Origin of the sequence: Flavobacterium psychrophilum DSM 3660 = ATCC 49418, from assembly GCF_002217405.1 — a bacterium.
GTDB lineage: Bacteria > Bacteroidota > Bacteroidia > Flavobacteriales > Flavobacteriaceae > Flavobacterium > Flavobacterium psychrophilum.
In genome coordinates, this window is record NZ_MUHE01000001.1 from 1 (window position 1) to 8,677 (window position 8,677).

Annotated in this window: 8 protein-coding genes; 4 read left to right on the forward strand and 4 right to left on the reverse strand. The window is 33.3% G+C overall.

Translation table 11 applies throughout. The features are described from left to right. Positions 1-208 precede the first annotated feature (208 nt). The 4 genes from B0A57_RS00005 to B0A57_RS00020 all read right to left on the reverse strand — a co-directional run bounded on the left by B0A57_RS00005 (position 209) and on the right by B0A57_RS00020 (position 3,023). Positions 209-760, reverse strand: coding sequence for a DinB family protein (locus B0A57_RS00005; RefSeq protein ID WP_034097105.1), 552 nt, complete (start codon positions 758-760; stop codon positions 209-211). Positions 761-815: 55 nt separating this feature from the next. Further along, positions 816-1,325: a Crp/Fnr family transcriptional regulator gene (locus B0A57_RS00010; protein ID WP_034097107.1), complete on the reverse strand. Its 510-nt coding sequence runs from the start codon at positions 1,323-1,325 to the stop codon at positions 816-818. A 36-nt stretch (positions 1,326-1,361) separates the two neighbouring features. Continuing rightward, the gene (locus B0A57_RS00015) at positions 1,362-1,745 is read right to left on the reverse strand and encodes a hypothetical protein (RefSeq protein ID WP_011962191.1); all 384 of its coding nucleotides are present in this window, start codon (positions 1,743-1,745) and stop codon (positions 1,362-1,364) included. 129 nt (positions 1,746-1,874) lie between these two features. Then, positions 1,875-3,023: a DNA polymerase III subunit gene (locus B0A57_RS00020; protein ID WP_011962192.1), complete on the reverse strand. Its 1,149-nt coding sequence runs from the start codon at positions 3,021-3,023 to the stop codon at positions 1,875-1,877. A gap of 428 nt (positions 3,024-3,451) precedes the next feature. Here B0A57_RS00020 and B0A57_RS00025 point away from each other — a divergent pair, with 428 nt between their 5' ends. From B0A57_RS00025 to B0A57_RS00040, 4 genes are all read left to right on the forward strand, one after another. After that, positions 3,452-3,889 carry a hypothetical protein gene (locus tag B0A57_RS00025; protein ID WP_034097109.1) on the forward strand — a complete coding sequence of 146 codons (438 nt, stop codon included), beginning with the start codon at positions 3,452-3,454 and terminating at the stop codon, positions 3,887-3,889. Between the two features lie 34 nt (positions 3,890-3,923). After that, positions 3,924-5,216 carry a hypothetical protein gene (locus tag B0A57_RS00030; RefSeq protein ID WP_011962194.1) on the forward strand — a complete coding sequence of 431 codons (1,293 nt, stop codon included), beginning with the start codon at positions 3,924-3,926 and terminating at the stop codon, positions 5,214-5,216. 132 nt (positions 5,217-5,348) lie between these two features. After that, positions 5,349-6,782, forward strand: coding sequence for a T9SS type B sorting domain-containing protein (locus B0A57_RS00035; protein ID WP_052079066.1), 1,434 nt, complete (start codon positions 5,349-5,351; stop codon positions 6,780-6,782). Position 6,783: 1 nt separating this feature from the next. Beyond that, a partial coding sequence (locus tag B0A57_RS00040) for a PorP/SprF family type IX secretion system membrane protein (protein WP_123960856.1) occupies positions 6,784-8,677 on the forward strand: 1,894 nt, incomplete at its 3' end.

Below are 8,677 nucleotides of genomic sequence, written 5' to 3' on the forward strand. Positions count from 1 at the left end.
AAACTTTAAATGGTATAAATCTATTCAAGATATTTCCGATTTAGACATTGGAACCAAATTGAATATTTCCATGAGAACCCCGTCGAACCATTATTTAATTCCAATTAAATCCGTTTTTTTGCATAAATGAAATTATAAAATGGTGTACAGGATAAACTTGCAGAATTTATATTCTTGATTATTTTTTATGAAGTTGCAAATTCTGCGATTAGGATTGTAAATTAATGTTATTTTCTATTTGTTTAAGATGCCTAATGTTATGGTTTGTTGTGAACCTAAAGGTATCCCCTAGATTTAGTTTGATCCATTTTGTTACAGAGATTTTTACTTTTTCCTTGTTCAAATTTACACTTCTAGATTTATTAAGTAAATCTATTGTTTTTCTTTGCTGATTTATAAATTCGTCGATTACTTTTCTTTCTAAATTGCTGTTTAAAGGGTTTTTATCCTTAAAAGTTTTCATTTTATTCAATTTCTGTTTAGGAAGCATGCTTATTGCAAAATGGTTGCCTAAAACGCCACTTTTAAATATTGTTTCGTTTTTATATTTAGCCTTTGATATTGTTTTTTCAATTTCTGGAATATAAAAATATCCGTATAAATTGAGGTGTTCTAAGCATTCTAAAACGCTCCAACTTTCTGGGTTTTGTTTCCAATTTAATTGGGCATCGTTTTTTTGTTTTAGTAATTCTACAAAGTTTATATTTTGCTTTGTTGTTTCAATTAAGTTAAAAATTAAAGTTTCCGATTGCGTTTTCATAGGTGTTATTTTCTGCAAAGTTCCCTTTTTTAAATTTTACAAATCTTGATTTCAATCAAGATTTTTTTAATCTAGATAAAGTTTCCGGACTCATTCTCAAATAATTGGCAATATGTTTGTTTGGTATTTCTTGAAATAATTTAGGACTTCTTTTTAAAACTCTTTGAAATCTTAGTTTTGGCGAACTTGTTAAAATATCTTTTTCTCTTTCAATTTGCTGCAAAACAATGTTTTCTAAAAGTTTTGTCCAAGTTTGTTTATTTGCTTCATTCAGATTAATTAGCGCAATAATTTTTTGCTTTGGAATTATTTTTACGATGGTTTTTTTTATTGCTTGAATACAAAAATCAGAAGGTTTTTCGGTTAAAAATGAGTCTAAAGAAGCAATTAAATCATTTTCGTAGCCAAATCTGATTATTTGTTCTTCGTAATCATCAGAAACAAAAATGCGCAAACTCCCGCTTTCTACAAAATAGATATTTGTATCAATGCTTCCTTTTACTTTTAAGTATTGGTTTCTTTCTAAGACTAAAGTTTTTTCGGATAAATCTTTAATTTCAGTCATTTTTAGTTTGCCATATTTTATAACAAATGCTAATTTTTAGCTCAACCAATAAACGCCCATTATTGCAGGAATAAAATAAATGACAATAGTTCTGGCTCCGTCATAATCTTTGGCAATGCGTTGCCCAAAAAGCAGCATAAGCAAAGTAACGCAAGACAAACAGGCACCGTATTTGCCAAAAGTCGTGCCGCCACTTATAGACATTTCTATCATGCCAACTACACATAAAATTCCTGCAATAATCTCGAAAGCTAATAATGTTTTTAGTGCAAGTGGTATTTTGTTTGCAAATATTGTTCCTGAGAAATGTTGGGTAAGCCAGGATACATTTCCGTTCCAGTCGGTATATTTATCATATCCTGATTGTAGGAAAGTAATGGCAAGAAAAAATAAGACAAAAAGTGAAGCAAGGTTTTCCATAAGGTTGTTTTTTTTAATTTTCAATAATAAGTTTAGTATGAATTAATACTGTTTTTTTAAGAATTAAAATAAAATTAGTATTAATTTGTGTAATTCGTTGTTGAAATAATTAAGGATTAATAGAGATGTTTATTTTTTATGAATTAATCGGGTTAGTTTTATAGACAAATCGGTTAGGATTATTTTGGCATTTCCATTACGTTCTATATGGTATATGGCATCAGAAATTTCTTTAAAAATATCATTTATATTGTTTCCGTTTACAAATGGTGCAAATTTTTCTAAGCTAAATTTTTCAACAGTTGTTTCTAGATAAACTAGTTTCTGGGTTTGGTAATTTAACAGTAAAGCTTGTCGAAACATTTCGATGCAAAAATGCAAGAATTTTTTTTGTGTTTCACGCCCCAAACCCGCTATTTGTTCGCTCCACAAGATTAAATCCTGAATAGCGGCTGCGTTTCCTTTGGCTCTAAAAGCGGCACGAACCCAAGTAACAAACCATTCTTCAAACGGTAAGTCTTCATTTATTTCGTGGCAAAACTGTAAGGCTTTGTTATAATTTCCTTGCGATTTGTGTGCGATTTTTTGTGCTTTTTTGGCTTCTATATTTTCATTAGTAATTAGTGCTTCGGTAATGGCATTTTCGCTCAATGCCGAAAAATGTAAGACTTGACATCGGGAACGAATGGTTTGTATAATATCTTCTTCGTTTTCTGTAATAAGAATAAACAGTGTTTTTTCTGTAGGTTCTTCAAGTAATTTTAGCAATTTGTTAGAAGCGGCAATATTCATTTTGTCTGCCATCCAGACAATCATGATTTTGTAGCCGCCTTCATAGGCTTTTAGCGAAAGCGATTTTAGAACTTCTTGTGCATCTTCTACCCTAATTTCGCCTTGTTTGTTTTTTACATCAAGAATATTGTACCAGTCGAAAATGCTTCCATAGGGTTTTTGGGCAAGAAATTTTCTCCAATCTGTAATAAAATCGAGGCTTTTTGGTTTTGTTTTTACTTCATCGGTAGTCACCGTTGGATATACAAAATGCAAATCTGGATGCGAAAAATGTTCAAATTTTAAATTACAACTTTCGTTTCCGCCTTGGTTTTCGTTGCCAATATTATTGCACAACACATATTGTGCATAAGCAATAGCGGTTTGCAAAACCCCTGCTCCTTCTGGACCAACAAATAATTGCGCATGCGGAATTCGTCCAGCAGTTGCGCTTTGTATTAAATGATTTTTAATATGTTCGTGACCTACGATTTGGCTAAACTGCATATTGCAAATATAGTAGAATAGAATAAATTTTGCAATATGGTTTGTGCTGCAATAAATTTTTTAGAGGTGTTTTTTTTAAAACGAACTATTTGTTTTGTGTGATTAGAAACAAAATTTGCTCAATATTAGGAATTTAGTGTAAAAAAAATATATTTTTGCAGTCTATAAAAAAACAGAAAACTATTAATATACCCCATGTTTTTTGAATCTTTGCGTCTTTTTTTACGTTAAAAATGTTTTTGGCACGATTTTAGTTGTGTAATTTAAAAGAAAGAAATTAGGGTTTGCTAATACGTATTTTAAACTTTGAAAACAAGTTAAATTAATTTTTTTTATTAAAAAGTTATTAGAAACTTGCAGTTAGAATTTAAAGCGCTGTTTTTAGAACCATTTAAAACTTTAAATTATTTAAATTATAAACAATTACAATGAAGAAAATCGTCCTTTTTAGCTTATTTATATTATTTACAGTAAGCGATGCGAATGCTCAAAAAACAAATAAACCATTAGGAATTATTAGTTCTGGTGCTTCTTTGAAAAAATTCTATGAAAAAACGGAATTAGATGGGATGAACAAAGGCCTGTTGTTAGAATTATATATTGAGCGTATAAAAGTGCTTGTAAATACCTTGCCCTATATTGCATTGACAACAAAACCTGGTGTAACTATGCAAGATGTTGGAGTTCCTGCTAGCTCAGAAAACGATAAAACGTTATCATTACAAAAGCAAAATACAGAAACTTTTCTTAATTCGACTGTAGATTTTCAAAGAGCGATGACGCCTTATGCAGACAAAGGGAACTTAGTAAGTTCTATATTATATTACGAAGCAATGCTTAAAGCATTGGAGCAAATAAACGAGTAATTACTCAAGTAATAACTTTTAAATCCTACCCCACATGAAAAACCTATTACAAATTAAATGGATGTTGCTTTTTGTAGTTTTTACTGCAAGTGCACAACAAGAAAAAGGTATAATTGGAGCCAGTAACTGGTTAAGCAATTGGACGGAATTTAAGCCAGCAAACGCTACCTATAACGAAACAAATCAGATTTTGTACGGTAAAATTACTGCTAACACAACTTTATTTAAAAAGAACACTTATCTTTTGCAAGGACCGGTTTATGTAACAAACAATGCAATACTTACTATCGAACCTGGTACAGTTATAAAAGGAGATTACGAAACAAATGGTGCTTTAATTATTACTAAAGGGTCACAAATTGTGGCAAATGGTTTAGAAACAGACCCAATTGTTTTTACATCAAACAGACCACAACCTAAACCTGGGGACTGGGGAGGAGTGGCTATACTTGGAGATGCTCCTATGAACAAATTTGGTGGTGCTTCATCCTTAAACTTCGATTTAGACCCAAGTCAAACTATTTATGGTGGTACAAATCCTCAAAGTAATTCAGGTATTGTAAGATTCCTTAGGATAGAATTTGCAGGGAAAAAGATAAAAGGTTTTAAAGATTATAATGCTTTTTCTTTAGCAAGTGTAGGAAGTAAAACAGTTATCGAAAATGTAATGTGTAGTTTTGCAGCTGGAAATTCTTTCGAGATATTAGGCGGAGATGTTACAGTGAGCAAACTAGTATCGTTAAGATCTAGTAGTGATGACTTTAAGTTTACACAAGGCGCACAATGCAAAATAGATAATTCATTAGCAATTAGACACTCCGTTTATTCTAGTTCAACAAGATCAAGATGTATGAATGTAACTTCTTATGAAAAGAAAGAAGAGGCTGATCTTTCTAAAAACCAAACAAATGTTACTGCCATAAACTGTTCGCTTGTAAATACTACTTTAAATTTAAGCGATGATATTGCTAAAGGATTGGTAAAAGAAGCTATTTACGTAGGAAACAACGCCTCATTCTCTATCAAAAGAAGTGTAGTATCGGGGTTTTATCCAGCCGCAATTTTATCCAGTGAGATTAAGTTAGAAGCAAGTGCGTTTAAGAAAATTAAATTTGAAGAAATATATTTTAATAACTGTAAAGGAAATATATTTGTTGAAAATACAACTACAAATGATGACCTAGAAGATTATTATGGTTCTGGATCTTACTATAACTTGTACCAAAATACAGATAATAAAGAAATGTTTTTAGATATATACAACACTAAAAACAACCCAGATTTTAGAATAAAAATTAGTAAGATAACTGCTTCAAATTCCAAATAAACCAATGATGATAGCGATTAAGAAATCCATTAAGAGATAATTCTTTTAATGGATTTCTTAGATTTTGTTAAATTTCAATTTTAACGAACTAATCTGCTTCAATTTTTTGTGTAAAAAATAAAATGAATTGTTATGAAAAATAAAATTACTACACTTATAAACAAGTGTGTTTTCGTTTTTGTCTTAATGGCATTTTTTTCGACAGCAAAAACTTTTGGGCAAATTGGAATTCCAACTTACCCTTTTTCTCAAATCTGTGCAAGTCCAAGTTTCAACACTTTTACTCTAAATTTTACATTCTCAACAGCAAACACTTATGTCTTAGAAATGTCTGATGCAAACGGATCTTTCGCTACCTTAACCGGCATAACAATATTATCATCGCAAACATCGACTAGTCCCGGAAGCTTTACCTTTAAAGTTCCAACTACAACAGCAGGAGAAAATTACAGATTTAGAGTGCGAGGAGGTACAACTACGGGACCTCAAAGTTCGCCAGCATTGGCAGCTTATTATAAAGCTTTTAATGCAGATTTTACTTTAAACGGAGGAATATCACCAATAAATATTTGTGGTAGTGGTATTTTTCAACTTCTTATAGACAACGGTCCAGCATCTAATGATTCTCCGGTAGATTTTCCGTCATTAAAATATAAATGGAAAAAAAATGGAGTATTTGTTCCAGGCGAAACAGGTTCTTTTTTAAATATTAATTCATCAGGAGATTACCAAGCTTTTGTAGATTATGGCAATTGTTCTACTCTTGATGATGGTCAAATAGAAAAATCAGTAAAAGTAACCGTAAACATCGTTGCAGCCGGAAGCACATTCACAATTGCTTCAAGTAGCGGCAATACAATTTGTCCTCCCGCAACAAGCATACTTAGTGTGACGGCAGGATATTCGTATCAGTGGTCTCGAGATGGTGTTGCAATATCTGGTGCACAAGCCAATACTTATGTAGCTAGTCAAGCAGGATCTTACACAGTAATTGTAAATCAAGGTGGTTGTTCATCTACTTCAACCCCATTTGTTTTATCAACCGAAGGATTTAACTCAAGTATCGATGTACAGCAAGAACCACTTGCAAACATTATTTCGGCTGGCGAAACAAAAACCATTACAGTTACCACAGATGCGGTAAGTCCCACATTCGAGTGGTATCTAAACGGAACTTTAATTCCGTTGGCAACAACAAACTCTTATACTACATCAGATGTAGGAAATTATAAAGTTAAAATAAAACAAACTTCAGGCTGCAATACTTTTAAAGAATTTTTTTTCCTACTTAAAGAAGGCATAAATCCAAAGCAAGTACCCAATCTTATTAGCCCAAATGCCGATGGAGTAAATGACACTTGGGTAATTCCTCAAGACTATGTAAATGCAAATACCGAAGTTTTAATTATAGACCCACAAGGAAATGTCGATTTTCAAACCGTCAATTATCAAAATAATTGGCCAGTAAAAGAAATCGTTTTCAAATCTACAAATCCTGTATATTATTATATTATTTCTAAAGACGGAAGTCCTGTAAAAAAAGGGTCAATCACAATTATAAAATAACATGAAGAAAGAATTTATAAATTTATTACTAATTTTAGGTTTCATTTTACCCAACCACGCACAAACAGGAGGTGTGGTTTCGTTTGATGTGCCTGCAAAAAACTCACTAAAATTTAATAAATTCTTAATAAATCCAACTTTTAGTTTTGTACGTGAAGATGAATCTTTTGTTAGTATGTACAACAAAAGACAATTCTCAGGACTCGAAAACGCACCACAAGCTTATTTTGCAAGTTATTCAGGAAAATTTAGAGAAGATAACGCAATAGGTTTCGGATTATTTCAACGCAACTACGGAGTACTAACTACATTCGGAATCGTTGGAAACTTTGCCAGAAATGTCGAACTTTCTAATAACAGCAATTTTACTTTCGGATTAAATTTAGCATATATAAACAGCGGGTTAAACACCGGAAAAATAGTTACCGGAGAAGCTGAACCCTTATTACAAACCGTACCAAAAAATTCATTAGTTACCATAAACCCAGGATTAAATTATAGTACTGGTTTTATCGATTTTGGTATAGCCGCAAACAACATTTTTACCTATAATTTTTCGGGTTCAGATTTAGTTTCAGATGACCCCGCAAAGAGTTTCGTAGGACACGTTATGTACACAGGTTACCTGTATAACAATTCAGGACTATTCGAAAACGGAAAATTTTCTATGATAGTAAAAGGAGAAGCCGCAAAAGAAAAAACTATTTTTAGCACAAACTTACTTCTTAATGCACCCAAAGCCGGTTGGGTACAAGCAGGGTACAATAGCCTTTACGGAATTTCAGCAGGAATAGGCTTTACAGTAGCAAAAAAATTATCAATAGGATATACACTCGAAAAAGGAATAGGAAATCTATCAAACCTGGGCTTATCACACGAAATCACATTAGCATACAAACTAAAAGGTTATGGCGATTTTGAAGACTATAAGCCAATAGTAAAAGCTACTAAAAAAACAAATCCAGGAACAAAAAACGCAACGGTTAATAAAAAAACGCCTGCCGATCTTCAAAAAGAACGAGCAGAAGCATTAGCCCTAAAAACCGAAAAAGACAAAGCAAGAGCAGAAGCAGAAAAAGTAAGAAAAGCTAAAGAATTAGCCGACGCCAAAGAAAAAGCAGAAGTATTAGCAGCACTTAGAAAAGCGCAAGCCGATAAATTATTAGCCTTACAAGGAAAAGACAAAGCGGTTCTAGAAGCAGAAAGACAAAGAAAACTAAAAGAAGCTGCAGATTCCAGAGCAAATAACGCAAATGCCGCAAGACTTAAAGCAGAACAAGACAAAGCAAATGCATTAGCAGAATCACAAAGATTAAGAAACGAAAAAGCAGCCGCTGATGCTAAAGCAAAAACCGATGCCCAGCGTTTGCGTACAGAAAAAGCAATTGCCGATGCCAAAGCGCTTGCCGATGCCAAAGCACAAGCAAGAACAAATGCCGCAAAAGCACTTGCAGATGCCGCAAATGCTAAAGCGGAAGCTGAACGTTTGCGCAAAGAAAAAGCTGATGCCGATGCCAAAGCGCTTGCCGATGCCAAAGCACAAGCAAGAACAAATGCCGCAAAAGCACTTGCAGATGCCGCAAATGCTAAAGCGGAAGCTGAGCGTTTGCGTAAAGAAAAAGCTGATGCCGATGCCAAAGCGCTTGCCGATGCCAAAGTACAAGCAAAAGCCGAAGCCGACAAGCTAAAAGCCAACCAAGCGGAAGCTGAGCGTTTGCGCAAAGAAAAAGCAAATGCCGAAGCCAAAGCACTTGCTGATGCCAAAGCACAAGCAAAATCCGAAGCCGACAAACTAAAAGCCAACCAAGCGGAAGCTGAACGTTTGCGCAAAGAAAAAGCTGATGCCGATGCCAAAGCACTTGCTGATGCCAAAGCACAAGCAAAATCCGAAGCCG